Source organism: Hafnia sp. CBA7124 (assembly GCF_002355555.1).
Classification (GTDB): Bacteria; Pseudomonadota; Gammaproteobacteria; order Enterobacterales; family Enterobacteriaceae; genus Hafnia; species Hafnia alvei.
Window position 1 is genome coordinate 4,485,510 of the sequence record NZ_AP017469.1, and the last position, 26,384, is coordinate 4,511,893.

21 protein-coding genes are annotated in these 26,384 nt (G+C 48.8%); 13 read left to right on the plus strand and 8 right to left on the minus strand.

From position 1 onward, the window contains the following. Nucleotides 1-3: 3 nt before the first annotated feature. Nucleotides 4-1,173 (minus strand): MalY/PatB family protein, encoded by a 1,170-nt coding sequence (locus CPY98_RS20955; protein WP_197704304.1) that lies wholly within the window; start codon nt 1,171-1,173, stop codon nt 4-6. Nucleotides 1,174-1,387: 214 nt separating this feature from the next. Here CPY98_RS20955 and xylR point away from each other — a divergent pair, with 214 nt between their 5' ends. Together xylR and CPY98_RS20375 are read left to right on the plus strand one after the other, a co-directional pair. Next, entirely contained in the window at nt 1,388-2,569 is a 1,182-nt protein-coding gene (gene xylR / locus CPY98_RS20370) for a D-xylose utilization transcriptional activator XylR (RefSeq protein WP_025799717.1), read from the plus strand. A 548-nt stretch (nt 2,570-3,117) separates the two neighbouring features. Next, entirely contained in the window at nt 3,118-4,119 is a 1,002-nt protein-coding gene (locus CPY98_RS20375; RefSeq protein WP_043489885.1) for a lysozyme inhibitor LprI family protein, read from the plus strand. 48 nt (nt 4,120-4,167) lie between these two features. Here CPY98_RS20375 and CPY98_RS20380 read toward each other — a convergent pair whose 3' ends face one another. Then, entirely contained in the window at nt 4,168-5,163 is a 996-nt protein-coding gene (locus CPY98_RS20380; protein WP_043489887.1) for an acyltransferase, read from the minus strand. Between the two features lie 269 nt (nt 5,164-5,432). Between CPY98_RS20380 and CPY98_RS20385 the strand changes: the two genes are divergently transcribed. Continuing rightward, nucleotides 5,433-6,665, plus strand: a complete 1,233-nt coding sequence (locus CPY98_RS20385; RefSeq protein ID WP_043489888.1) for an MFS transporter — start codon at nt 5,433-5,435, stop codon at nt 6,663-6,665. A 112-nt stretch (nt 6,666-6,777) separates the two neighbouring features. Here CPY98_RS20385 and fabY read toward each other — a convergent pair whose 3' ends face one another. The 4 genes from fabY to yihX form a co-directional block, all read right to left on the minus strand. After that, nucleotides 6,778-7,707 (minus strand): fatty acid biosynthesis protein FabY, encoded by a 930-nt coding sequence (gene fabY, locus CPY98_RS20390; RefSeq protein ID WP_040044547.1) that lies wholly within the window; start codon nt 7,705-7,707, stop codon nt 6,778-6,780. Nucleotides 7,708-7,831: 124 nt separating this feature from the next. Further along, nucleotides 7,832-8,269, minus strand: a complete 438-nt coding sequence (gene dtd, locus CPY98_RS20395; RefSeq protein ID WP_025799727.1) for a D-aminoacyl-tRNA deacylase — start codon at nt 8,267-8,269, stop codon at nt 7,832-7,834. 12 nt (nt 8,270-8,281) lie between these two features. Then, complete coding sequence (locus CPY98_RS20400; protein ID WP_096388678.1) at nt 8,282-9,175, minus strand: virulence factor BrkB family protein; 894 nt, start codon at nt 9,173-9,175, stop codon at nt 8,282-8,284. A gap of 158 nt (nt 9,176-9,333) precedes the next feature. Further along, nucleotides 9,334-9,921 (minus strand): glucose-1-phosphatase, encoded by a 588-nt coding sequence (yihX, locus tag CPY98_RS20405; protein ID WP_025799732.1) that lies wholly within the window; start codon nt 9,919-9,921, stop codon nt 9,334-9,336. A gap of 311 nt (nt 9,922-10,232) precedes the next feature. On the opposite strand from yihX, the gene CPY98_RS20410 reads away from it, so the two are divergent. After that, nucleotides 10,233-11,870, plus strand: coding sequence for a methyl-accepting chemotaxis protein (locus CPY98_RS20410; protein WP_025799734.1), 1,638 nt, complete (start codon nt 10,233-10,235; stop codon nt 11,868-11,870). A gap of 68 nt (nt 11,871-11,938) precedes the next feature. Here CPY98_RS20410 and typA read toward each other — a convergent pair whose 3' ends face one another. After that, the gene (gene typA, locus CPY98_RS20415; RefSeq protein WP_025799735.1) at nt 11,939-13,762 is read right to left on the minus strand and encodes a ribosome-dependent GTPase TypA; all 1,824 of its coding nucleotides are present in this window, start codon (nt 13,760-13,762) and stop codon (nt 11,939-11,941) included. A gap of 366 nt (nt 13,763-14,128) precedes the next feature. Between typA and glnA the strand changes: the two genes are divergently transcribed. The 5 genes from glnA (at nt 14,129) to ghrB (ending at nt 19,774) form a co-directional block, all read left to right on the plus strand. Further along, nucleotides 14,129-15,538, plus strand: a complete 1,410-nt coding sequence (gene glnA / locus CPY98_RS20425; RefSeq protein WP_025799736.1) for a glutamate--ammonia ligase — start codon at nt 14,129-14,131, stop codon at nt 15,536-15,538. Between the two features lie 273 nt (nt 15,539-15,811). Continuing rightward, nucleotides 15,812-16,873 carry a nitrogen regulation protein NR(II) gene (gene glnL, locus CPY98_RS20430; protein ID WP_025799737.1) on the plus strand — a complete coding sequence of 354 codons (1,062 nt, stop codon included), beginning with the start codon at nt 15,812-15,814 and terminating at the stop codon, nt 16,871-16,873. Nucleotides 16,874-16,916: 43 nt separating this feature from the next. After that, complete coding sequence (glnG, locus tag CPY98_RS20435; protein WP_096388679.1) at nt 16,917-18,338, plus strand: nitrogen regulation protein NR(I); 1,422 nt, start codon at nt 16,917-16,919, stop codon at nt 18,336-18,338. A gap of 144 nt (nt 18,339-18,482) precedes the next feature. Further along, nucleotides 18,483-18,605 (plus strand): YshB family small membrane protein, encoded by a 123-nt coding sequence (locus CPY98_RS20890; protein ID WP_147288302.1) that lies wholly within the window; start codon nt 18,483-18,485, stop codon nt 18,603-18,605. 188 nt (nt 18,606-18,793) lie between these two features. Beyond that, nucleotides 18,794-19,774, plus strand: coding sequence for a glyoxylate/hydroxypyruvate reductase GhrB (gene ghrB / locus CPY98_RS20440; RefSeq protein ID WP_046449623.1), 981 nt, complete (start codon nt 18,794-18,796; stop codon nt 19,772-19,774). Between the two features lie 72 nt (nt 19,775-19,846). On the opposite strand, the gene inaA is transcribed toward ghrB, so the two are convergent. After that, entirely contained in the window at nt 19,847-20,497 is a 651-nt protein-coding gene (gene inaA / locus CPY98_RS20445) for a lipopolysaccharide kinase InaA (protein ID WP_046449648.1), read from the minus strand. A 396-nt stretch (nt 20,498-20,893) separates the two neighbouring features. Here inaA and CPY98_RS20450 point away from each other — a divergent pair, with 396 nt between their 5' ends. From CPY98_RS20450 to CPY98_RS20470, 4 genes are all read left to right on the plus strand, one after another. Continuing rightward, entirely contained in the window at nt 20,894-22,552 is a 1,659-nt protein-coding gene (locus tag CPY98_RS20450; RefSeq protein WP_096388680.1) for a putative transporter, read from the plus strand. A 769-nt stretch (nt 22,553-23,321) separates the two neighbouring features. Further along, on the plus strand, nt 23,322-24,074 hold the full coding sequence (locus CPY98_RS20460; RefSeq protein WP_096388681.1) for a sugar phosphate isomerase/epimerase: 753 nt from the start codon (nt 23,322-23,324) through the stop codon (nt 24,072-24,074). Between the two features lies 1 nt (nt 24,075). Further along, the gene (locus CPY98_RS20465; protein ID WP_043489906.1) at nt 24,076-25,017 is read left to right on the plus strand and encodes a sugar kinase; all 942 of its coding nucleotides are present in this window, start codon (nt 24,076-24,078) and stop codon (nt 25,015-25,017) included. 70 nt (nt 25,018-25,087) lie between these two features. Then, nucleotides 25,088-26,383, plus strand: coding sequence for an MFS transporter (locus CPY98_RS20470; RefSeq protein WP_025799748.1), 1,296 nt, complete (start codon nt 25,088-25,090; stop codon nt 26,381-26,383). Nucleotide 26,384: the final 1 nt, after the last annotated feature.

Below are 26,384 nucleotides of genomic sequence, written 5' to 3' on the forward strand. Positions count from 1 at the left end.
ATTTTACTCCTGCGGTGCATAAGGAAAAGTGCTAACAATGCGTTCTAAAGCTGCAACTAGTGTTGCTCGTTGTGTTGCGATATTTATTCTGAAAAAACCTTCACCAGCATGACCAAAATCGCTTCCCCAGCTCATTTCAACTTTGGCCAATGAAATAAACCAATGCTTTAGTTGCTCTTCAGATATACCGCTAGACTGATAATTCACCCAAAGCATATAAGTGCCGCTACTCTGAGTTATCTTCCATGTAGGAAAATATTTTTGTAGCAAGGTAGCAGCATAACTTCTATTCTCTGCTAAATAGGTTTTTAGTGATAAAATCCAGTCGTCACACTCCTTATAGGCAGTTAAAAATGCGGGAACGGAAAAATACCCAGGGTTATGTATGCCAGCAGCAGCAAGGCAATTTTTAAATTCTTCCCGAATTTTATTATTTGCGATAATAATATTTGCCACTTCAAGGCCAGCCATATTGAACGTCTTAGCCGGAGAGGTGCAAATCAATGAATTTTGCTCAACATAATGACTGAGCGTAGATATAAAGCGGTGTTGGCTATTGTTAAAAATAAAATCACAATGCACATCATCCGAGATGATAAATACATTATATCTTTCAGCTAATTTTGCTATTTTTATTAGTTGCTCTTCCTCCCACACAATGCCTGTTGGATTATGTGGAGATAAAAGAATAAAACATTTTGCTAGCTTAAACTTACTTTCTAGATCATCGAAGTCAATATGGTAGCAGCCATCTTCATAGATAAGCTCGCTTTCTAACAACTGCCGATGATTTAATCTTACTGCATCATTTATCGGATGATAGGCTGGAGAAAGAGTTAGAATTGTATCAGAACACTCCGTAAATGACTGAATGTAAATAGAAATCGCTTGAATTACTCTCGGGCAAAATACGATATGTTCAGTAGGAATATCCCAATGGTGATGCTTAGAAAACCATTGGGATACTGTGTCGTTCCAATCTTGGCTTAATAATGTGTAACCATAAATCCCTTTACGATTGAAAGTGTTTAATCTCTCAATCATATTTACAGGCAACGGAATATCCATATCAGCGACAGATAGAGGAATAACATCATCCCCTAGAAGAGCACTCCATTTAGCGCTATAGGTTTCATTGCGTGAAGTTTTCTTATCAAAGTCATAGTGTTCCATCGCAGCACCTTGCTTAATATGGTATTTATGATGCTAAAATAATGCTAATTTATCTCTAGAGATATTCCGAGTTTTGCTTTTCCACTTATGAAAAATAACTAACGTGATATTAATCACAATTAATGCATTTATTCTATTATTTATCTATACATAATGAAGGAAAATGGATGTTTTCAATCATTTGGTCTCCTAAAAAATATAAAATGAGGTAGACATGTTCGCCAAACGCTATCGCATTACATTGTTATTCAATGCCAACAAGGCGTATGACCGTCAGGTGGTGGAAGGTGTGGGTGAGTATTTACAGGCTTCTCAGTGTGATTGGGATATTTTCATCGAAGAAGACTTTCGTTGCCGTATCGACAATATTAAAGATTGGCTAGGCGATGGCGTGATTGCCGATTTTGACGACCGTGAAATCGAAGCGTTGTTAAGCCATCTCGAAGTGCCGATTGTCGGCGTCGGCGGCTCTTATCATCGTGAAGAAGACTATCCACCGGTTTCTTACATCGCCACCGATAACCATGCGCTGGTCGAAAGCGCATTTTTGCATCTCAAAGAAAAAGGCATCAATCGCTTCGCTTTTTATGGCCTGCCAACCAACAGTGATAAACGATGGGCGCAGGAGCGAGAGTATTCTTTCCGCCAGTTGGTTGCTAAAGAGCAATACCAAGGCGTGGTGTATCAAGGAATGGAAACCACGCCAGATAACTGGCAATACGCACAGAACCGGCTAGCTGACTGGGTGCAAACGCTGCCGCCACAGACGGGGATTATTGCCGTTACCGATGCGCGTGCTCGCCATCTGTTACAGGTATGCGAGCATCTTGATATTGCCGTGCCTGAAAAAATCAGCGTTATCGGTATCGATAACGAAGAGCTCACGCGATATTTGTCGCGCGTGGCACTTTCGTCGGTCGCACAGGGCACACGCCAGATGGGTTATCGCGCAGCTAAAATGCTGCACCAGCTGCTATCTAGCGGAAAGCCGTCAGTACCTCAACGTGTTTTAGTTCCGCCGATAAAAGTCGTTGAACGGAGATCGACCGATTTCCGCTCGCTAAGCGATCCGTCCGTCATTCAAGCCATGCATTTTATTCGTCACCATGCCTGTGAAGGGATCAAGGTTGAGCAAGTTTTGGATGCCGTGGGCATGTCTCGTTCAAATCTAGAGAAGCGGTTTAAAGATGAAACAGGGCAAACCATTCATGCCGTAATCCATGAAGAAAAGTTGGATCGCGCACGCAATCTCTTAATCGCCACCTCGCTATCGATCAATGAAATTTCTCAGATGTGCGGGTATCCGTCGCTGCAATATTTCTATTCAGTATTTAAGAAGGGATACAGCATGACGCCGAAGGATTATCGCGATCGCTTTGGTGACAATATTGGATAACGAAACATTGGTGCATAAAACAGTAACTTGATAAGAAAAATCTTAGCCAACTCTAACTAAAACCGCCGCTTTAAAGTCAGCCCAAAATGAATTGGCGTTAAAATCAAAGCGGCGGGAACACGCTATCAGTCGATCTCGTCACTCAAGATGTAGTCAGCTAACTGCCAATTGACGGGCGAGCCTTGATAGTAAGGCATAACGGTGCCTTTTCGGATATTTAGAACAGGATGTGAAGATGAGTTCATCATCCGCCATACCCCAGTTTGTGGACATTCATGTCCGCTTGCTCGCTGGATCCCGAGCGGCTTCCGTGTCATTTCGTTTTGATTCTGAGATATAAGTTCAGTTGATAAGTAAGCAAAATTATTACTTTCTATTCTCATGACATCCTCAAGCAATAAAAGAAAGAACATTTATTAAAAGCGACATGAGTTAGAAAAATCTTAAGCGCAAAAAATAAACACAAAGATGATAAATAATTTGTTGGTTAATGTTTTGCCAAATATACTGGCGGTGATTAATCCGATTTACTCTTATTAGGTTTTAATATGTGTGTTAGAAACACATTAATTAAGTTTCTCTGGGTTCTGCTCGTTGGCTTAACCAGTAGCCAAGCCATGGCAGTCAACTGCCAGCGTGCAACCACGCCGCTGGAAAATACCATCTGTAGTAACGATGGCCTGCATTGGCTAGACACCACGATGACCATTATTTATCGTGCCATGCTGGTTAAAGAAGATTCGCTGAAAGTGCATAGCCAGTACGAAAACTGGGAAAAATCGCTCGAAAAGTGCACCAGCGATAATTGTATCGAGCGCGCTTATTATGAGGGTATCAGCACCCTTTCGGATGCCGATACTAACTTCCAATGGGATGGGCAGTGGTGGAATCTCAGCGCGGGTAATATGAGCGGGGGCACCGTTCAGTTCAGTCGCAATAACGAATGGGGTTTTAACATTGATATCCATGCCTGGACAGGTATGAACGGTGATGAATATACCGCTGAAGCCCGTAAGCTTTACGGCATCGGTATCGTCGATCGCGTGACGGATACCAGCAGTTGTAAACTGCTACTGATTCCTAAAAAGGATGGCTCGCTGCAAATTCATAGCAATGCCGACTGGGGATGCAGAATGTCTATGCCTGATGGCGTATTCATCGATGGGAAATATACAAAAGCTACCAAGGACCCTCGTCCAAAGCCTTCGTTGTTATCCATTGGCATTATTACGGAAGCCGCTCGCGACCAGCAATTTCGTGAGCTTGTGGGTGTTGATTACCAGCGCTTTGTCGATACCGCGAACGTCTATATTTATAGTGAAGATCTCGACAACATTGGCGCACGAGTCGTTTCGATGTGGGTGCGTGGCGCATCAAATAATAAAGCCGCTATTATCATGTACACGCCAGAAGGCGATATGTGGGCAGGTTTGATTGTGCCAGACAAAAATGGCCAACTGGCCATGCGCTATTACAGCTCAAAAAATAAGGACGAGAAAATGATGCCAAGAACCTTGGCGTCGTGGAAACTTCATTTTTTAGAGAAGTAACCGGTGCCACTTTAGCCCCATTCTCACCAGTGTGAGGATGGGGGATCGCTATGAAACCCAGCCTTTTCTATCGATTTTTCCTAACACCCAACTGCACAATAAACTTCCCGCCAGCGCGAAGAAAAACACCATGAAAATATCCACCAGCGGCCAGCTGCGTGCGTCTAAATGATGGGTGCGAATGAAGTGGATAAAAAAGGCATGGAAGCCATAAATTGCCAACGAATGACGTGAAATAAACGCCATCCATCGAGATTGAGTGTGATTAAAGTTATTCTTAAAGAATAGAAAAATGGCACAACTCGCTATAAATACCAGTGGCCCGCAGTACATGTAGTAAGTATCAGCAAATCCGCCGTTGTGCTGTGTTTGGCGGTAGGTGGAAAATGCAATTGCGACCACACACCCGATAAAAATTAGCGCCGCACTCCAAGATACACGTCGCAGCTCGGTATGTAACATCCCCAGAGATCGGCCCATCAACGCATAAAGCAGGTAGTAAAACATGTCACCAGAGATGTGCAGATTAATCGGGAGCAGCTTAATTCCTTGATAGCTGTATTGCGGCAAATTAGGGTTGGCAATAACCGCCAGTACGGCAACTACTATCGCCAAATACCGCGCACTCACCGCACGCACGCTAATTAATGGGGAAATGATATACAGGGCCAATATCGCATAGAAAAACCACAGGTGATAAAACACCGGCTTCACGAGGAAATATCGAATAGAAAGCCACGGGTTAATATGTGTCAGCAAACTGATATACAGCAGCCCTAGGGCGCTGTAAAAAAGCAAACAGCGCAAAACATGCAGCACATGCCGCCCTTGAGCCGACTTCTCGCCAAAAAACAGATAGCCAGAAATCATGAAAAATAAGGGTACACATACCCGAGACGCCGAATTAAGGAGGTTAGCGACATCCCAATTTATTTGGCCAATGCTAAACCCACTGGTGACATAGTAGGTTGTTGAATGGATCATCACTACCATGAGGCAAGCCGTGGCGCGTAAGTTATCGATCCAAATGATTTTCTGACTCATGTTTTGCGCCAAGCCCTTACCAGAATTCCGTATAACACCGACGGTGTTTTTGTTAAAAACAGGTTAACCTTCCGACCCCTCCATCAGCAATCAGAAGAATGCCTAAGCTAATCGTGATTTATATTTTTGAGTGACACATCACTGATTGCCAAGCGTGATAATTGACGGCAAAATAGCCACTCAGCCTTACGTTGTTCGTAAAACATAATCTGTTCACCGACACATCGCCGGTTTTTTCCCTTTTCTGAATAAACAAATAACTAATAAATATGCAAAAGTCTCTCTCCGCCGCAGGGCGATTGGGCCGACAGGCGCTGCTGTTTCCGCTTTGTCTGGTTCTGTATGAATTCACCACCTACATCGGCAACGACATGATCCAGCCCGGTATGTTGACCGTGGTGCAAGAATTTAACGTTGGCCAAGAATGGGTACCAACGTCAATGACCGCTTATCTGGCTGGCGGCATGTTCCTGCAATGGCTGCTTGGGCCATTGTCAGACCGCATCGGGCGTCGTCCAGTTATGTTGGCGGGCGTGGCCTATTTTGTCGTGATGTGTTTAGCCATTTTGCTGGCACAGACGATTGAACAATTTACGCTGCTGCGCTTCTTGCAGGGCGTGAGCCTGTGCTTTATCGGTGCCGTGGGCTATGCCGCTATTCAAGAGTCTTTTGAAGAATCGGTGTGCATAAAAATCACCGCACTGATGGCGAACGTGGCCCTGATAGCTCCCTTGCTGGGGCCGTTAGCCGGTGCCGCTTGGGTGCATATTTTGCCGTGGCAAATGATGTTTGTGATGTTTGCCGCACTCGCCGCGTTTTCTTTCTATGGATTGTGGCGTGCGATGCCTGAAACCGCGACGCGCCGTGGTGAAAAGCTGTCGCTGAAAGCGCTGGGGCAGGACTATAAACAGGTGCTATCGAACCGCCATTTTCTGTGTGGTGCGCTCGCGACCGGTTTTGCCAGTTTGCCACTGTTAGCTTGGATCGCACAGTCTCCGGTCATCATAATTAGCGGCGAAGGTTTAAGCAGCTATGACTACGGACTTCTACAGGTTCCGGTGTTTGGCGCGTTGATTCTGGGCAACTTTACGCTGGCTAAGCTAACCAGCACTCGCAGCGTTCGTTCCCTGATTAAACTTGGTGCGTGGCCAATGATGCTGGGACTGGCAATCGCGGCGATTGCCACGGTACACGCTTCTCATGCCTATCTGTGGATGACGGCGGGGCTGAGTATCTACGCCTTCGGGATCGGAATCGCTAACGCAGGGCTATATCGTTTAACGCTGTTTTCCAGCGATATGAGTAAAGGCACCGTATCGGCGGCAATGGGTATGCTGAGCATGCTGATTTTTACCGTCGGCATTGAGTTAACCAAACACGCTTATCTGCTCGGCGGTAATAGCTGGTTCAGCCTATTTAACCTGATGAGCGGTATTATTTGGCTAACGCTAGTGGTGCTATTTTTACGTAACAAACAGGTCGGAATGCCGCAGGCGGCATAATTTGGCCGCCCTTCACATTGGTCGAAGCCGCTCGGAGAAATTCCACGCATCACCGAGCGGTTCCCTCCCCTGCGAAGGGGAGGGTTAGGATGGGGCTGCTATTCACCAAACCTTACTGAATACTGCCCTCATCATCATCTTCGGTCGCAGGCAGTACCATATATGTCCCTTCAAACACCGCACCTGGATGCTCATCGCCATATAAATTCACGGAAAGCTGAACGCGAGCTTTGCGCCCACGGGCAAGCCTGTCCAGATCGCCGCTAACGGAGCTGAGATCCGCAACCGCTCGCGGCCGACCGGTAATCGGTGCGCTATAGCGTATATGTGCATCGGCAAGAATAATGGTTCCACCTAAATGGCGTTCACGCAGCAGCAGCCAAATCAGCCCCCAGCCCGTTAACGTTGCCAGTGAAAACAGACTGCCTGCAAACAGCGTTTGATGCGGATTTTGATTGCCTGACTCCGGCATGGTGGTCACAAAACGCTGGCCGGTATATTGGCTGATACGCACACCCATTTTTTCACTGAGTGGGATGTTTTCGTACCATGCTTTTTGCAACTGAGCGCACCAATCGGGACGATGCAAAATATCATCGAGCGTTGCTACCGGTTTAATCATCAGGAAATGACGCACCGGCGTAGTTTGCGGCGCGGTAATCTCCCCCTGATTTTCAAAACCCAGTTTGGCAAAAAACTCCACCGCATCTTCACGTGCGCTACATACCACGCGTTTAACCCCTTCCTGACGCGCTACAGACTCCAGCGTCATCGCCACCAGCGTTCCTAACCCTTTGGCCTGTACGGTGGGATCAACCGCCAGAAAGCGGATAGAGGCTTCATTATCGGCATTAATATATAAGCGCCCGATGGCAACCGGTTTACCCGACTCATCAACCACCATTTGATGGTGCGCCATCGCATCATAGGCATCACGCTCCGATCCCACCGGTTGATGCAGCGGCTTACGCAGCATTTCCCAGCGAAACTGGTAATAATCTTTTAGCTCTTGCTCTGTAACCGGAACTCGCAGGTGATACATAACTTGCTCTCTCTGTTTTACAGCATTCGCGTTACAACCCCCTCCCAACCTCCCCCTTCACAGGGGGAGGAGCCCACCAGTTTCTCATGTTAGCTGGGTTTCTCATTACAACGAGGAGAACGCACTAAACCTGGAGCCAGAAAGTGACCGGCCCATCATTGAGTAGTGAAACCTTCATATCGGCTGCAAACTGCCCTGTTTGCGTGTTGATGCCGGTTTCACGGCACTGACCCACGAAGTATTCATACAGGCGTTCTGCTTCATCGGGAGCGGCGCCACCTGAAAAGCTCGGTCGCATCCCTTTTTGGGTGTCTGCGGCTAAGGTAAATTGGGAAACCACCAGTACGCTGCCACCGGCTTGCTGAACGTTAAGATTCATCTTGTCGTTTTCATCGCTGAAAATGCGATAACCCAATACTTTGTCACGCAGCCGTTGGGCTTTTTGTTCGTTATCTTCTTTTTCAACGCCCAGTAATACCAGAAGGCCTGGGCCGATTTCGCCCACGGTTGTGCCTTCAACAACAACGCTGGCATGAGTTACTCTCTGAATTAACGCTATCATTTAGTTCTTCTCTTACTTATCGTTTTCTGGCGATGTCGCTTGAATTCTCTGGTTTTCTTCTCGTTTTGCGCGCTGATGCATGGCGCGGTATTCACTGAGCGAGACGGTAATCTCTGCGCCTAATAACACAATGCACCAACTCCAGTAGACCCATACAAACAGTATCGGTATCACGGCCAGTACGCCATAAATCAATTGATACGATGGAAACATCGTGACGTATAGCCCAAAGCCTTTTTTACCCAGCTCGAACAATAGCCCCGCCACCACCGCGCCGATCAGCGCATCTCTGGCGGGAACTCGCTGCGTGGGCACGACGCAGTAAATGAGCCAGAAACTGGCGCAGGAGAGCAAGAGAGGAAAAATGCGCAGTACCTGATCCACCAGCGAATACACACCGGTCATCGCCAGCCAGCGGATGGAAAGCAGATAGGTGCTAATCGCCATGCTGGCCCCCACTAAAATGGGTCCAAGGGTTAATACCATCCAATAGATCGCAAATGAATAGACGATTGGCCGCTGGGTACGGCTACGCCAAATATGGTTTAGCGCACCGTCAACGGAGGATATCACCAGCAGAGCCGTGACAATCAGCCCAACGGCACCCACGGCGGTCATCTTGCTGGAGTTAGCGACAAACTGTTCAATATAAGACTGCACGACATCGCCGGCAGCGGGAACGAAATTGGTAAAAATAAAGTGTTTGAGCTGTTCAGAAACTTCGCCAAACATGGGAAAAGCGGCAAACAGAGAGAAAACCACCGTGACGAGAGGAACCAGAGATAACAAAGAAACATAGGCCAGACTGCCCGCCATCATGCTCACTCGGTCGTGATTAACTCTGGCCCACAAGAGACGCCCAAATGAGACGCAAGACTTTGCTGACTGCCAAGAAAAAAGGGTCATGCCCCCTCCTGAAAACAACGCTCAGACCATGACATTACGGCCTGAGCGGTTAAACATCTTTTAATGTTAACGTTTTCTTGGGGTTGCGCAAAAAAATGCGAAGGACAAAACGAATTATCCCATTACCTGCCCCTCTTATTACCTACCCCATAGATAGGTTAGGCAAAATACGCGGGCACCACTTGGTTATCCGTGACGAGAATAGACTTAATTCCCAACGCCGCCGCGGCCGCAACGTTTTCAGCGTTGTCATCAAAGAATACCGCATCGCTGGCTGGGCAATGTTCCTGAGCCAGCACGTGCTGGTAAATCTCCACATCGGGTTTGCGCATACCAAGATCTTGAGAGAGGTACATATGATCGCTGGCAGCCTCCACTTCAGGATAATGCTTTGGCCAATAGTTGCTGTGTAGGCGGTTAGTGTTGGAGAGCACAACCACACGATTACCGTAACTACGCAACTTTTTCATCAGCTCAATGACTTCTGGACGTAGACCAACAAATACCGACTGCCAGCCTAACTCAAACTGTTCGAAGCTGAGTGCTATTCCCATTTCAGCACAGAGTTTGTGCGCGAACTCTTCATCGGTAATCGTACCACGCTCATGCTGCTGGAAAACTTCACCCATTTTGAACCTTTCGGACAGCGTTGCCAGCGGCACACCGCTATATTTGCTCCAAACACCGAGCACGCGCTTAAAATCAATATCTACAATCACATTCCCTAAATCAAAGATGTACAACATGTGCCGCTCCTGATTTTTTGTGAATTCTTACTCTAACCTGAAATCGTGCGCTGAAATAGGCACCGTCTCTAAACGCCGCAACGAATACAGAACATTCAAAATCCGCTGTTCTGAAGCTTTGCACAACACCCTGATAGTAGAACTCCCTACTTAAGCGCGCAAAAATTGGACATAGATCACAATTCCTCACTACGTATGACTATTTCAATAGCAGCAAAACCTTTATTTCCCTGTGGGTATAAGAATTTTCTAAGTTCCGCCGATAGAAAATCAAACATCGCATATTTATTACCCAAATAAGGCCGGAAATTATGTTTAAAAACCTAACAATCAGAACAGGACTGCTCATTTTATTAGCCGTATTTGCCTTACTTCAATTTACGTCCAGTGGAATCGGGATGTATTTTCTTCACCAGAACGATGAGGACGTTAACTTTCTGGAAGTTACCGCAAGCGAACAAAAAGCGCTCTCTGATTCACGTGATGCCGTCTTACGCTTGCGTTCGATTATCGACAGCACGGTTATCCAACTGACCAATAATATGCCGGTTAATGTGCCTCAGGTCGTCAAAGCACTGCGCCAAGAATTACAAACCTCGCAGACTAACTTTGACTTGTTTATGAAGATCCCTGGCATAACCATGAGCCGACCAGAAATCGGTAGAATTATGGAGAAAGCGCAGGCGGATCAGGTTTCAAGCGCGTTGACGAATATTGGCTTATTGGAAAATTTCACCACACCAGAACAGCTCCAACAGTCGATGACAAGCCATCAAGAATCTCGCCTAAAGGTGCGTAAAGAATATGATGATCAGTACACAAACTACGTGAGCCTACGTCAGGAAAATCTGGTCAAGGCGAGTGCCGATAGCACAGCCTCTTACACGTTCTCCATTCAAATCATGTGCGCTATTTTAGCCGCCGTGGTGGTGCTATTTATCATTGCTTACTTCTGGTTGGATCGCATCTTGGTGAAACCATTGAACAAGGTATCCGGCTATTTTGCTCAAATTGGTAAAGGCGATCTTCGTCACCCGATTGAAGTTGAAAACAATAATGAAATTGGTAAGTTATGTGCCGCGCTGCAAGAGATGCAATATGAGCTGATTGAAACCGTGACGTCTATTCGCGATGGGGTGGAATCCATTAATATTGGCACTCAAGAAATTGCAGCAGGCAACACCGACCTATCTAGCCGAACGGAAGAGCAGGCATCCGCGCTGGCAGAAACAGCCGCCAGCATGGAGCAGATATCGTCTACGGTTAAGCTCAACGCGGATAACGCCGTGCAAGCCTCTTCCATGATCCAAACATCGGCCTCTATCGCTCATGAAGGCGAACAGCAGATGAAAAACATGACCACCAAAATGCATGCCATTAAAACCAATGCGCAAAAGATGGGCGATATCATTAGCGTCATCGATAGCATTGCTTTCCAAACCAATATCTTAGCCCTGAATGCCGCCGTGGAGGCCGCTCGCGCAGGTGAAGCCGGTCGTGGGTTTGCCGTTGTCGCCAGCGAGGTGCGTAACCTTGCCCAACGCTCTGCGCAGTCAGCCAAAGAAATTAACAGCCTCATTTCTGAATCTGCTTACCAAATTCAAGAAGGTGCGGAACTGGCAGATAAAACGGGGTCAACAATCGCGGAAATGACCAGCGCTATCTCGAAGGCAAGCACGATGATGGACAGCATCTCTTACGCCTCTGAAGAACAAAGCCGCGGTGTCGAACAAATACGCGTAGCCATCACCCAGATGGATCAGGTGACTCAACAAAATGCGGCCTTGGTCGAGCAGGTCGCAACCACAGCTGCGAACGTTGAGGATCTGTCAGGAACCCTAACGCAGGCCGTCGCCGTCTTTCAAATTAAAGGTCAAACCACAACGCCGGTAAAAAACTCAGCGACAGCAAAAACAGCTGAAACGCTAGATGATGAAAACTGGATCTGATTTTTAGGTATAAAAAAAGGGCACCCAAAGGTGCCCTCATATCAGACTTAAACAATCGTTAAAGAAGATTAGTCTTCTTTAGGGCCACGAGCTGCGCGGCGACGGTCGTTTTCAGTCAGGTGACGTTTACGGATACGTACAGAAACCGGAGTCACTTCTACCAATTCGTCGTCATCGATGAATTCCAGAGCCTGTTCCAGAGACATTTTAATCGCAGGAACCAGAGTCGTTGCTTCATCAGTACCAGACGCACGCATGTTGGTCAGTTTTTTACCGGTCAAGCAGTTAACGGTCAGGTCGTTAGAACGAGTATGAATACCGATGATCTGGCCTTCATAAACTTCTGCACCGTGACCCAAGAACAGCTTACCGCGATCCTGCAGACCGAACAGAGCAAACGCAACCGCTTTACCCTGACCGTTAGAGATCAGCACGCCGTTCTGACGCTGGCCGATTTCGCCTGGACGTACATCGTCGTAATGGCTGAAGGTGGAGTACAGCAGACCAGTACCAGAAGTCATAGTCATGAATTCAGTACGGAAGCCGATCAGGCCACGCGCAGGGATGATGTAATCCAAACGGATACGACCCTTGCCATCTGGAACCATGTTTTTAACGTCGCCCTTGCGTTCACCCATGGCTTGCATGACTGAACCCTGGTGCTGCTCTTCGATATCCAGAGTTACGTTTTCAAACGGTTCTTGCATACGGCCATCAATCTTACGGTTGATAACCTTAGGACGAGATACTGCCAGCTCGAAACCTTCACGACGCATGTTTTCGATCAGAACCGACAGGTGAAGTTCACCACGGCCTGAAACGCGGAATGCGTCAGCATCTTCAGTTTCTTCAACGCGCAGAGCAACGTTGTGTACCAGTTCTTTCTGCAGACGCTCCAAGATCTGACGGGAGGTCACGTATTTACCTTCTTTACCGCAGAACGGAGAGGTGTTTACGCAGAAGTACATGGTTACAGTTGGTTCATCAACGCTCAGCGCAGGCAGAGCTTCAACATTACCCACTTCACAAATGGTGTCGGAAATGTTCAGTTCACCCAGACCGGTGATTGCGATGATGTCGCCAGCTTCAGCAACGTCAGCTTCGATACGCTCCAGACCCATGTGGGTCAGAACTTTACCGACTTTACCGTTACGAGTTTTGCCTTCGCTATCGATCAAAGTAACCTGTTGGTTAGGTTTGATTTTACCGCGTTTGATACGGCCGATACCGATAACGCCAACGTAGTTGTTGTAGTCCAGCTGAGAAATTTGCATCTGGAAAGGTGCATCAGCTTCAACTTGTGGCGGAGATACATGGTCAACAATCGCTTGATACAGCGGAGTCATGTCGTCGGCCATATCGTTATGGTCCAGACCCGCGATACCGTTCAACGCAGATGCGTAAACGATTGGGAAGTCCAGCTGCTCGTCGGTTGCGTCCAAGTTAACGAACAGGTCGAAGACCTGATCGACAACCCAGTCAGGACGTGCGCCCGGACGGTCAACTTTGTTGATAACCACAATTGGTTTCAGACCGTTAGCAAATGCTTTTTTGGTCACGAAACGGGTCTGCGGCATAGGGCCATCCATTGCGTCAACAACCAGCAGTACCGAGTCAACCATAGACATTACACGTTCAACTTCGCCACCGAAGTCAGCATGCCCCGGGGTATCCACGATGTTGATACGGTAGTCTTTCCAATTAATGGCGGTGTTTTTCGCGAGGATGGTAATCCCACGCTCTTTCTCCAAATCGTTGGAGTCCATTACGCGTTCAGTTGCTTCTTCACGTTCACCGAACGTGCCGGATTGTTGTAGCAACTTGTCAACCAGGGTAGTTTTCCCATGGTCAACGTGCGCAATAATGGCGATGTTACGCAGATTTTCGATCACAGCTTTGCCTCAGGCATTAGAAATAGCGCGCTATTGTACACGTAATAAGCGAGGGACTAAACAAGATCACAAGCATCTCTTATAAACAACCGTAAAAAGGTGAGTTTGTGATCCTATTCACGATGCCAAACGGCGCGGGAATGAACAATTTGCACTGGAATGGTGCATATGAAATCTTACACTGCACCATTCTGGTGCGGAATTCGATTCTGGTGCATAGTCTCCTATCACCAGATACGCCAATTATGCGCTTTCCGAGCGATTTGTAAAGTTGGCATGGTTTTAGCTTGTATAAATTTATGGTGAAAAAACCATTTATATATACAGATTCGTTCCACGACGACCTTAGGCAACCGGGAGTAGAGTATGTCCGCTGAACACGTATTAACAATGCTGAATGAGCATGAAGTCAAATTCGTAGACCTGCGTTTTACTGATACGAAAGGTAAAGAACAGCACGTTACGATCCCTGCTCATCAAGTCAATGCCGACTTCTTTGAAGAAGGTAAAATGTTTGACGGCTCCTCTATCGGCGGCTGGAAAGGTATCAACGAATCCGACATGGTGCTGATGCCAGATGCAAGCACTGCGGTTCTGGATCCGTTCTTTGAAGAACCGACTCTGATTATCCGTTGCGACATTCTTGAGCCAGGCACCATGCAGGGCTATGACCGCGACCCACGCTCCATCTCTAAGCGTGCAGAAGATTACCTGCGCTCTTCAGGCATCGCAGACACCGTTCTGTTTGGGCCTGAACCAGAATTCTTCCTGTTCGATGACATTCGTTTCGGCAGCAGCATTCGTGGCTCCCACGTTGCCATTGACGATATCGAAGGCGCATGGAACTCCAGCACCAAATACGAAGGCGGTAACAAAGGCCATCGTCCAGCGGTGAAAGGCGGCTATTTCCCAGTTCCTCCTGTCGATTCTTCACAGGACATCCGCTCGACCATGTGTCTGACCATGGAAGACATGGGTTTAGTGGTTGAAGCTCATCACCATGAAGTTGCAACCGCCGGTCAGAACGAAGTGGCAACCCGCTTCAATACCATGACCAAAAAAGCTGACGAAATTCAGATTTACAAATACGTGGTTCACAACGTGGCTCACGCATTCGGCAAAACCGCGACCTTCATGCCAAAACCAATGTTTGGCGATAACGGTTCTGGTATGCACTGCCATATGTCCCTGTCTAAGAACGGAACTAACCTGTTCGCAGGCGACAAATACGCAGGCCTGTCTGAAATGGCGCTGTACTACATTGGCGGCGTAATCAAACATGCTAAAGCGATCAACGCGCTGGCAAACCCAACCACCAACTCCTACAAGCGTTTGGTTCCAGGCTACGAAGCACCAGTTATGCTGGCTTACTCTGCCCGTAACCGTTCTGCCTCTATCCGTATTCCAGTGATCGCCAGCCCGAAAGGACGCCGTATTGAAGTTCGCTTCCCAGATCCAGCGGCTAACCCATACCTGTGCTTCGCGGCACTGCTGATGGCAGGCTTGGACGGTATTGTGAACAAAATCCATCCTGGCGATGCGATGGATAAAAACCTGTACGATCTGCCTCCAGAAGAAGCGAAAGAGATCCCAACCGTTGCGGGCTCTCTGGACGAAGCGCTGGCCTGTCTGGATGCTGACCGTGAATTCTTGACCCGCGGTGGCGTGTTCACCAATGACGCGATCGATGCTTACATCAAACTGCGTCAGGAAGAGATGGAACGTGTTCGCATGACGCCGCATCCTGTTGAGTTTGAACTGTACTACAGCGTCTAAAACCGGCGTCTAAAACACGCTCATGTGCTTGGCACGTCTTATGGCGTGCCGCAAAAAGATTCAAATTGGTTCGTCGATTTTTTGTTGCCGTGGAAACTTTATACCCATCTTCGGATGGGTTTTTTTCTCCACTTTTTTTGAGCACCTAACTGATGGGCACCCGCGGAGAAATTTTTTATTCGCCAAATCCCACGGTTTTGAAAGCATGCTAAAGTGCATTTATCTTATTTGCACCAAAACAGTGCAGGAGCCCGCAATATGGCCGACCAATCCATGACCGATGCGCAAACCGCACGTAAACAGCCTGATTCCGGGCAAATTCTCAATTCACTGATTACCTGCGTATTGTTGCTTGATCGCAATCTGGCGGTTCATTACGCCAATCCAGCCGCGCAACAGCTGTTGGCTCAAAGTTCTCGCAAGTTATTTGGCACTCCACTCCCAGACTTATTAGGCTACTTCTCGCTCAATATTCGGCTGATGCACGATAGCCTGCATGCTGGACAGGGGTTTACCGATAATGAAGTCACGCTGGTTATCGATGGTCATGCTCATATTATGGCGCTCACGGCACAACCCATGAGTGATGACTTTATCCTGTTGGAACTCTCTCCGATGGATAGCCAGCGCCGCCTCAGCCAAGAACAGCTACAGCATGCACAGCAGGTCGCCGCCCGCGATTTGGTGCGTGGATTAGCTCATGAGATTAAAAACCCGCTTGGTGGATTACGCGGCGCTGCGCAGCTGTTAGCTAAAGCCTTGCCCGATCCCTCGCTGACCGAATACACCAAGGTCATCATCGAGCAGGCAGACCGTCTAAGAAATCTGGTCGATCGGCTGTTAGGCCCTCAGCGCCCCGGTCAACACGTCACACAAAGCATTCATCAGGTGGCAGAACGTGTTTGCCAGCTGGTTTCACTCGAATGCCCCGACAACGTCACGCTGGTTAGGGATTACGATCCGAGCCTGCCGGAGCTTGAGCACGATCCAGAACAAATTGAACAAGTACTGCTCAATATCACTCGCAATGCGCTTCAGGCACTAGGAAACGCGGGAGGTACGATTACGTTGCGCACTCGAACCGCATTTCAGCTCACACTGCATGGCGAGCGCTATCGCTTAGCGGCGCGTATTGATATTGAAGATGATGGTCCGGGGATCCCCGCCCATCTGCACGATACCCTGTTTTATCCGATGGTCAGTGGCCGCGAAGGCGGTACCGGACTCGGCCTGTCGATTGCCAGAAATCTCATCGACCAACATCAGGGTAAAATTGAATTTAATAGCTGGCCGGGGCATACCGAATTTTCGGTTTATCTGCCTATTCGCAAGTAATTTACAACATTTACTAAGCGGCCTTCCGTAAACAGAGGTGATTATGACAACGCAACAGGGAATCGTCTGGATCGTTGATGATGACAGTTCCATCCGCTGGGTGCTGGAACGTGCACTGACCGGCGCGAGTTTGCGCTGCGTCACGTTTGAGAACGGAAACGAGGTGCTGAGTGCTTTAGCCAGCCAAACGCCGGACGTTTTGTTATCCGATATCCGCATGCCCGGCATGGATGGTTTAGCGTTACTTAAGCAGATAAAACAGCGCCACCCCATGCTTCCGGTCATCATAATGACAGCGCATTCAGACTTAGATGCCGCGGTGAGCGCCTATCAGCAAGGTGCCTTTGATTACTTGCCTAAGCCTTTCGATATCGATGAAGCGGTCGCCCTTGTAGAGCGGGCGATCAGCCACTATCAGGAACAGCAGCATCCAGCGCGCAGCGAACCCATTAACGATCCTGCGGCAGATATCATCGGTGAAGCACCGGCGATGCAGGATGTTTTTCGCATTATTGGCCGACTTTCGCGTTCTTCAATCAGCGTATTGATTAACGGTGAATCCGGTACGGGTAAAGAGCTAGTCGCGCACGCGCTACATCGCCACAGCCCACGAGGCAAAGCGCCGTTTATTGCGCTGAATATGGCCGCCATCCCTAAAGACCTCATTGAGTCAGAGCTGTTTGGTCACGAAAAAGGAGCCTTTACCGGCGCTAATCAAATTCGTCAGGGCCGTTTTGAACAGGCAGACGGCGGCACGCTGTTTCTGGATGAAATCGGTGATATGCCACTCGATGTGCAAACACGCTTGCTGCGCGTGTTAGCCGACGGTCAGTTTTATCGCGTTGGCGGATATGCTCCCGTCAAAGTCGATGTACGCATTATTGCCGCAACGCATCAAAACCTTGAACAACGGGTGCAGGAAGGAAAATTCCGTGAGGATTTATTCCACCGCCTTAACGTTATTCGCGTGCACTTGCCTCCGTTGCGCGAACGTCGTGAAGATATCCCTCGCCTCGCGCGTTACTTTTTGAAAGTGGCCGCCACCGAATTAGGCGTTGAAGCAAAAATTCTTCACCCTGATACCGAGTTGGCGCTCACTCGTCTTCCGTGGCCAGGCAACGTGCGTCAGCTAGAAAACACCTGCCGCTGGCTTACCGTTATGGCCGCCGGGCAGGAGTTGCTGGTTCAAGATTTGCCAAGCGAACTGTTTGAAACCAGCGTACCGGAATCCACCAGCGGAACCGCCTCGCCCGATCATTGGTCTGCGCTTTTGGCTCAGTGGGCAGAGCATGCCTTGCGATCTGGGCATCAGGATCTGTTGTCTGAGGCACAGCCAGAAATGGAGCGTATTCTGCTGACGACCGCGCTGCGCCATACTCATGGCCATAAGCAAGAGGCCGCGCGGCTGCTCGGTTGGGGGCGCAATACCCTGACACGTAAGCTAAAAGAGTTGGGAATGGAGTGAGCATTAGCCGATCATCAGTGGTTTGTTAATATGTTGTATCTGGTTAATAAAAATACAATCTGGCGCACAAAAAAACGGCTATACCGATCTTTTACTGCACACCGCAGATCGGTATGATCATCGGCACAGTTTTTGGAGGTTATGATGATCGATTCGATACTGAGCTTGATCTCGCAGGGTGCTGAGCTCGCCACCGCCGCCGGACACTCATCGCAGACAGCATTTGCCGCCGTGCTATGTGCCGCGCTGCTGAGTTTTTTGGGTTAACCATTTCACTCTCCCCCTCCCATGAGAAAGGGCGTTGTTCTAGCAACGCCCTTTTTTGTTGGTTGAATCCTTAAAACTCATCGTGATTAAGACTCAATTCAGAACCCTGTTTGCATCTTTCGCTGTTATGCTGAAATGAAAGAGCCTGAATTATCAGCCAATCCGACGCCTATCTCCTAGGAGCAAACATGAAACCTGCCATCGTTCTCTATAAAACGCTACCCGCTGACCTGCGCCAAAAGCTCGATGAACACTTCAGCGTGACCGCCTTTGATGAGCTTTCTCATCAAACCTTCCCTGCATTTTTACAGGCGTTAAAAAACGCAGAAGGATTAATCGGTTCTGGCGGGCGTATTGACGCTGACCTACTGGCACAAGCGCCTAAGCTTCGAGCCGCTTCAACCATTTCAGTCGGCTACGATAATTTTGACGTCGACGAGATGACCCGACGTAACATCTTGCTGATGCATACACCCACCGTGTTAACAGAAACCGTCGCGGATACGTTAATGGGGCTGATGCTGGCAACTGCGCGCCGCATTCCAGAATTAGATGCATGGATCCGTGACGGACACTGGAATGATAGCCTTGGGGCCGATCATTACGGAACAGACGTTCACCACAAAACCGTGGGTATTCTTGGCATGGGGCGCATTGGTATGGCGCTGGCGCAGCGCGCTCACTTTGGTTTTGGCATGAAAGTGCTCTATAACACCCGTACCCCAAACCCAGAGGCGAATCAAAAATATCAGGCGCAGCATTGCGATTTAGATACGCTACTGGCCCAATCTGATTTTGTTTGTATCACGCTACCGCTGACGTCACAAACTCACCATATGATTGGACGTGCGCAGCTAGACAAAATGAAAAAAAGCGCCATTTTAATCAATGCAGGTCGCGGGCCTGTTATTGATGAAGATGCCTTAATTGAAGCGCTAAAAGACGGCACCATCCTCGCGGCGGGCTTAGATGTGTTTGAGCGTGAACCGCTGCCTCATGATTCAGAGCTGATGAAACTCAAAAATGTGGTTTTAGCGCCGCATATTGGCTCGGCCACTCATGAAACCCGCTACGGTATGGCGGCCTGCGCCGTCGATAATCTGATTGCTGCGTTAAACGGTACGGTGAAGGAAAACTGTGTCAACCCTCAGATTGCGGTCAAAAACTAGACGTATAAATCACCGATGGGCAGGATAGTCTGCCCATATTTCAGCGGAGAATAGGAGGCGTTAAAGAATACGTTATAAAGAATAGTAGTGCTCTTTTACACGCAGCCAATCTTCAGGAGGGATCGGCTCTAAGTATTTCTCTAACTGTTTAAAATCATGCTGTACCGCTTTTTCTCTCACCCAACGGCGGCGACTCTTTTCAAGATCCAAAAATCCAGCCTCAACGTCCCCATGACTTTTCACATAGATATGCCGAACATAGCAGCAACCGTGCTGCCGATTTACGCTATGCATTTTTTTAAAGGCAACGGCAATCTGCTTGAGAAGTTCATTCATCACTTCAGGCTCACAGGCTTGATTCTGTTTCTGCGTATACCAATCACCAATACAAACAAAGTCCTTCATGTCTTCCGTTACAAGTAGGGCGCGCCACTCGCCATTAATTTGCAGCGCTTTACCGTATACGATTTTGGGGACAATCACGCCTGCCGCAGAGAGTTCGTTGATCACCTGAATTTCGCGCACAATGGTTGGACGCCCAAATGGATAACGAAGAGAGTGGAATAGGTGCATCACCTGACGTTTTACATAAAGCGTTTTGCCATCACGTTCAATGCGCTGAACGCCGCTCATACCTTTGCGGCGCTCATTAGGCTCTTCAACCCAATCGCCTTCTGTATCCCACCAACGCTGAAACTCTTCTAATTCTGCTCGCGATGCCATATCAACCCCTCGTGTAAAAATCCATTCACGCAGACCGTTATTGCTTAGTTTTAAATCAAACGAAAAAAATACACATACAGAGAAATAATAACCACTAAAACTAGTAGTAAGTTATCTTAAAGAGCTCATTGGGCACAAAGCATACTTCTGCATATCGCCAGAAAACGTCAAACACATCATCACGATGACTTGAATGGTCGACAAAACATCCAATACACAAACGTAATAGGTGAATCGTTTCATAATGACTACGGTTATGTGGCTTACCCCACAGATGTGCGATGCTGCTTTTGCGAGAATCCACAGTAATTGTAAGCAGCTAGATGTTAACCATTGATCAACGGCGAGCGAGTTCGATGCCGCCTTTTATTAGCAGTAGAATCAAGGATGTGTACGATGAGCGATATCGCCCTTACGGTTAGTCTGCTGGCGCTCGTTGCCGTGCTGGGATTGTGGATCGGCAATTGGCGCATTTATGGTGTTGGCTTAGGCATCGGGGGCGTGCTTTTTGGCGGAATTATCGTCGGCCATTTTGCTCAGACGTACGCTCTCGACCTCAACGGCGATATGCTGCATTTCATCCAAGAATTCGGCCTGATTTTATTCGTGTATACCATCGGGATTCAGGTCGGCCCCGGCTTCTTCTCCTCGCTACGCGTTTCGGGACTCAGGCTTAACGGCTTCGCCGTTCTGATGGTGGTGCTGAGCGGCATCGTGACGGCGCTGATCCACAAACTGTTTGGTGTTCCTCTTCCCGTGATACTAGGCGTATTTTCAGGCGCAGTGACCAATACCCCCGCGCTTGGAGCCGGACAACAAATTCTGACCGATTTAGGCTCCGACCCTGCGCTAGTCGATAAGATGGGCATGGGCTATGCCATGGCCTACCCGTTTGGGATATGTGGCATTTTGCTGGTGATGTGGCTGCTACGCTTGATATTTCGTATCAGCGTGGATGCTGAAGCCAGAGATTTTGACGCTAAAAATGGCTTGAAGCATGAGCTGCTGCAAACCATGAACATCTCGGTGCGTAACCCCAATCTGGCGGGAATGCCGATTCATAGCATCCCTATTATCAACAGTGATGAAATCGTCTGTTCACGCTTAAAACGTGGCGAACATCTGATGGTGCCGCTGCCCGATACGGTGCTGGAGTTAGGCGATCTTATCCATCTGGTTGGGCAAAAACAGGATTTAGAAAACGCGCGTTTAGTCATTGGCGATCAGGTCGATACATCACTGTCTACACGCGGTACAGCGCTTCAAGTGAGTCGCGTAGTGGTGACGAACGAGAAGGTGTTAGGTAAAAAAATTCGCGATCTGAATTTAAAACAGAAATACGACGTGGTGATCTCTCGCCTTAATCGCTCTGGTGTTGAGTTGGTCGCGAGTAGCAATGCAAGCCTACAGTTTGGCGATATTTTGAATCTGGTGGGAAGACCCGAATCTATCGATCGCGTGGCAGATATCGTCGGCAACGCCCAGCAGAAACTGCAACAGGTTCAAATGCTGCCGGTGTTTATCGGCATTGGGCTCGGCGTTTTACTCGGATCCATTCCCCTTTTCATTCCCGGATTCCCTGCCGCATTGAAATTAGGTTTGGCGGGTGGCCCGCTAGTGGTCGCGTTGATCTTAGGGCGTATCGGCAGTATTGGTAAGCTGTATTGGTTTATGCCACCTAGCGCCAACCTTGCCCTGCGCGAACTCGGCATCGTACTGTTTTTATCCGTGGTCGGTCTGAAGTCTGGTGGCAATTTCGTTGATACATTGCTTAATGGCGATGGTTTGTCGTGGATTGGCTATGGAATATTAATTACCGCAATTCCATTGCTCACCGCGGGGATCCTCGCTCGCGCAATGGCGAAAATGAACTATCTAACCATCTGCGGCATGCTGGCTGGCTCGATGACCGATCCTCCAGCGTTGGCCTTCGCCAACGGGCTACATCCAACTAGCGGCGCAGCAGCGCTCTCTTATGCGACGGTTTATCCACTCGCGATGTTCTTAAGGATTATGTCGCCACAGTTATTGGCGGTGATTTTTTGGGCCATGTAGGGGCGGGGATTTTATGGAGTAGTGTAAGGTTTCGAACGCCGAGTATGTCTGTACTGAAGCTCATACAAGACAATCTCAATATTACAGATATACGTAAGGTTTCGAACGCCTGTGAGCATTCGCATTTCTATGAAGCCGTTGGCGTAGGCGTCCGATGAGAGTCCCGTTGCGCGGGGACTCTCAACTCGCGCGCTTTTTACCGAGCCGTTTGGCCGACCGGTCTCGGAGCGCACGTCCTGTGCGCCCTCAACCTGCCACCAGCATCCCTGCTGGCGGCTCTAAAATGCATTCCATCTAACACGGAAAAGACAAAAAATACTTTGTCTGTCTTCTTATCTTCTTATTTGTGTAAGTCTTGGTTGGGAGAGCCGGCACGACAGGGATGTCGTGATGGAGTTTGGGGCGCCCTGGATGGGCGATACCAAACTGGAGCGAAGATGGCGTCTCGGATAAAGGCGCGCGGGTGTTGGGTGCGCGCGCTGGCGCACCCGACTCGAACGCCTTCGACGAAAGCTATATGTAAATACCGCAACGGATAGGCGGTCGAAACCTTACACCACAGTCGAATAAACGATACGCCCTCTCTGCTAGACGTAATTAAGCTTACATTTTGCAATGACAATCCCACCCTGATCACACTTCTGAATTCATCCCAAACCAATCTGTGACAACAGTCATACATCCTCATTATTTCGCTTTTTTATGGAACCGGTTCCAAATATCGTGGCGTTATTGAATTGATGATGAAGTGACCATCATTGGAGTGAATATGAAAAGAGATATCGTTGTTGTGACCGCCGCGTATGGATGGGACAACGTTAAAAAGCTCGGCGGACAGGCTAACTTACTGCCGATTATCGCTGAGTCAGGAGCCAACGGCGTTGAAATTCGTCGTGAGCTATTATCTGACTCAGAGCTAAACACCTTAGGTCATTTAGCCCGTCAAATTGCTGACCATCAGCTTTTTGCCGTTTATTCGGTACCGGAGGGATTGTTTGCCCTCGATGGTTCACTGAATCCACAGCTCGAAAATCGTTTACAAGAAGCCGCTGAGCTCAATGCTCGCACGGTGAAATTCTCTCTGGGGCATTACCAGCCAGGCTATGACATCACTGAACTAAACGCCTTGCTCAGCAAGCACCCAGTGCAGCTCGTCGTTGAAAACGATCAAACACCGGATTGCGGCATTTTTTCACCGTTAAACGCATTCTTTGCCACGGTACAAGATTGTCATTCCCCAATACGCATGACCTTCGATATGGCGAACTGGGATTGGGTTGGCGAAGACGCACATATCGCCGCGCAAAAACTAGCTCACATTGTGCATTACGTGCATGTGAAGGCCGCGGAAAAACGCCCTCAAGGCTGGTGCGCGGTGGAATTAGATAATAGCGACGGTCGCTGGAAACCGTTACTGGCAGAGCTTCCCCATCAGGCAATGCGCGGCATTGAATTTCCATTAGAAGGCGATGACTTAACCTCAGTAACCCGCCACTACGTTAATTTATTGAGAGCAGACTAATATGAAAACTTCACCGCTAGACGTGATCACCTATGGCGAGGCAATGACCATGTTCGTCGCTAATGAAACCGGTGAACTGGATCAGGCTATGCAGTTTACCAAGCGTATCGCAGGCGCTGAGCTGAATGTATCTATTGGTTTATCTCGCCTCGGAATGAACGTGGGCTGGGTTAGCCGTGTAGGTAACGACTCCTTTGGCCGTTTTACGCTCGCGACGCTGCAACAAGAGGGAATAAACCATCAGTGCGTTACCGTTGATGAGCGCTTCCCAACCGGTTTCCAACTGAAATCCAAAGCTGAGAATGGAACCGATCCCAAAGTGGAATACTTCCGCAAAGGATCGGCGGCCAGCCATCTTTCTGTTCACGATTTCGATCGGGCCTATTTCTCACAGGCTCGTCACCTTCACTTGAGCGGCGTTGCGGCGGCACTTTCCACTGATTCTTTGGCTCTCGCCAACCACGCGGCGCAAGAAATGCGCGCGATGGGCAAAACCATCTCTTTCGACCCTAATTTGCGTCCAGTGCTATGGCCAAGCCAGCAGGTGATGTGTGAAAAGCTGAACGCTTTAGCTTTCCAGGCCGATTGGGTATTACCGGGTCTGAAAGAGGGGCAAATCCTCACGGGCAAACAAACACCGGAAGAGATTGCTGATTTCTACCTTAACCGCGGCGTAAAAGCCGTCATCATCAAGCTCGGGCCAGATGGCGCTTGGTTTAAAACCGCAGACGGCCACCAGCAACATGTGGCAGCCGTACGCGTTGAAAATGTGATTGATACCGTTGGCGCGGGTGATGGTTTTGCCGTCGGTGTTATCAGTGCATTACTTGAAGGAAAAGCGCTACCGGATGCCGTTATGCGCGGCAACAAAATTGGTGCGCTAGCGGTGCAGGCCATTGGGGACAGCGAAGGCTTACCAACCCGTGCTGAACTTGGCGAATAATAAATAACGCATCCACCTCTGGGCCCTACATCCCAAGGATGTATCTGAACCATACTGAAGGATTATAACCATGAGCAAATCAACGATTGCCCCGAAGCGCTGGTGGTACATCATGCCGGTGATTTTTATCACCTACAGCATGGCTTATCTTGATCGCGCGAACTTCAGCTTTGCCTCTGCCGCTGGGATTAATGAAGATCTTGGCATCACCAAAGGAATGGCCTCTCTGCTGGGAGCCCTATTCTTCCTCGGCTATTTTTTCTTCCAGATCCCTGGAGCCATTTACGCCGAACGCCGTAGCGTACGTAAGCTGGTATTTTGGTGCCTGATCCTGTGGGGCATGTGTGCCACGCTAACCGGCTTGGTCAGCAATATTCCTGCGCTGGCTGCTATTCGATTCGCTCTTGGGGTGGTTGAAGCGGCGGTTATGCCCGCCATGCTTATCTACATCAGTAACTGGTTTACCAAAGCTGAGCGTTCCAGAGCCAATACCTTTTTGATTTTAGGTAATCCGGTCACCGTTCTGTGGATGTCTGTGGTTTCTGGCTACTTGATTCATGCCTATGGCTGGCGCGAAATGTTCATCATCGAAGGCTTCCCTGCGGTTATCTGGGCTTTCTGTTGGTGGGTGCTGGTTAAGGATAAGCCTGAGCAGGTTGGCTGGTTAAGCGAGTCTGAAAAAGCCGCGCTGCAAGCCAAACTGCTTGAAGAACAGCAAGGCATTAAGGCCGTACGTAACTACAGCGAGGCTTTCCGTTCGCGTAACGTCATCATCCTGTGTGCTCAATATTTTGCATGGAGCATCGGCGTGTACGGCTTTGTGCTGTGGCTGCCTTCGATTCTGCGCCACGGTTCTGACATGGGAATGGTGGAAGCTGGCTGGCTCTCAGCGGTGCCTTATTTGGCTGCAACCATTGCGATGATCGTGGTGTCTTGGGCATCCGACAAAATGCAAAACCGTAAACTGTTCGTATGGCCGTTGCTGTTGATCGGGGCACTGGCCTTTATCGGTTCTTATCTCGTCGGCGCTAATCACTTCTGGTGGTCTTACGCGCTGTTGGTTATCGCAGGCGCAGCGATGTATGCACCTTATGGCCCATTCTTCGCCATTATCCCTGAAATGCTACCACGCAACGTTTCCGGTGGGGCGATGGCCTTAATCAACAGCATGGGTGCATTGGGTTCTTTCTTTGGCTCTTGGTTTGTCGGTTATCTGAATGGTTCTACCGGCTCTCCAGCCGCATCCTACGTATTTATGGCCGGTGCACTACTGGTCGCCGTTTGGTTAACACTTATCGTTAAGCCCTCAGATACGCAAAAAAAAGCCACCGTTAAACCGGCGTCAGCCGTTGCTCAGGGGAAATAGT

What these genes read in the sequence shown, in the direction of transcription:
- CPY98_RS20955 (WP_197704304.1), bottom strand. Translation starts at nt 1,173, where the DNA reads ATGGAACACTATGACTTTGATAAGAAAACTTCACGCAATGAAACCTAT.
- xylR (WP_025799717.1), top strand. Translation starts at nt 1,388, where the DNA reads ATGTTCGCCAAACGCTATCGCATTACATTGTTATTCAATGCCAACAAG.
- CPY98_RS20375 (WP_043489885.1), top strand. Translation starts at nt 3,118, where the DNA reads ATGTGTGTTAGAAACACATTAATTAAGTTTCTCTGGGTTCTGCTCGTT.
- CPY98_RS20380 (WP_043489887.1), bottom strand. Translation starts at nt 5,163, where the DNA reads ATGAGTCAGAAAATCATTTGGATCGATAACTTACGCGCCACGGCTTGC.
- CPY98_RS20385 (WP_043489888.1), top strand. Translation starts at nt 5,433, where the DNA reads ATGCAAAAGTCTCTCTCCGCCGCAGGGCGATTGGGCCGACAGGCGCTG.
- fabY (WP_040044547.1), bottom strand. Translation starts at nt 7,707, where the DNA reads ATGTATCACCTGCGAGTTCCGGTTACAGAGCAAGAGCTAAAAGATTAT.
- dtd (WP_025799727.1), bottom strand. Translation starts at nt 8,269, where the DNA reads ATGATAGCGTTAATTCAGAGAGTAACTCATGCCAGCGTTGTTGTTGAA.
- CPY98_RS20400 (WP_096388678.1), bottom strand. Translation starts at nt 9,175, where the DNA reads ATGACCCTTTTTTCTTGGCAGTCAGCAAAGTCTTGCGTCTCATTTGGG.
- yihX (WP_025799732.1), bottom strand. Translation starts at nt 9,921, where the DNA reads ATGTTGTACATCTTTGATTTAGGGAATGTGATTGTAGATATTGATTTT.
- CPY98_RS20410 (WP_025799734.1), top strand. Translation starts at nt 10,233, where the DNA reads ATGTTTAAAAACCTAACAATCAGAACAGGACTGCTCATTTTATTAGCC.
- glnA (WP_025799736.1), top strand. Translation starts at nt 14,129, where the DNA reads ATGTCCGCTGAACACGTATTAACAATGCTGAATGAGCATGAAGTCAAA.
- glnL (WP_025799737.1), top strand. Translation starts at nt 15,812, where the DNA reads ATGACCGATGCGCAAACCGCACGTAAACAGCCTGATTCCGGGCAAATT.
- glnG (WP_096388679.1), top strand. Translation starts at nt 16,917, where the DNA reads ATGACAACGCAACAGGGAATCGTCTGGATCGTTGATGATGACAGTTCC.
- CPY98_RS20890 (WP_147288302.1), top strand. Translation starts at nt 18,483, where the DNA reads ATGATCGATTCGATACTGAGCTTGATCTCGCAGGGTGCTGAGCTCGCC.
- ghrB (WP_046449623.1), top strand. Translation starts at nt 18,794, where the DNA reads ATGAAACCTGCCATCGTTCTCTATAAAACGCTACCCGCTGACCTGCGC.
- inaA (WP_046449648.1), bottom strand. Translation starts at nt 20,497, where the DNA reads ATGGCATCGCGAGCAGAATTAGAAGAGTTTCAGCGTTGGTGGGATACA.
- CPY98_RS20450 (WP_096388680.1), top strand. Translation starts at nt 20,894, where the DNA reads ATGAGCGATATCGCCCTTACGGTTAGTCTGCTGGCGCTCGTTGCCGTG.
- CPY98_RS20460 (WP_096388681.1), top strand. Translation starts at nt 23,322, where the DNA reads ATGAAAAGAGATATCGTTGTTGTGACCGCCGCGTATGGATGGGACAAC.
- CPY98_RS20465 (WP_043489906.1), top strand. Translation starts at nt 24,076, where the DNA reads ATGAAAACTTCACCGCTAGACGTGATCACCTATGGCGAGGCAATGACC.
- CPY98_RS20470 (WP_025799748.1), top strand. Translation starts at nt 25,088, where the DNA reads ATGAGCAAATCAACGATTGCCCCGAAGCGCTGGTGGTACATCATGCCG.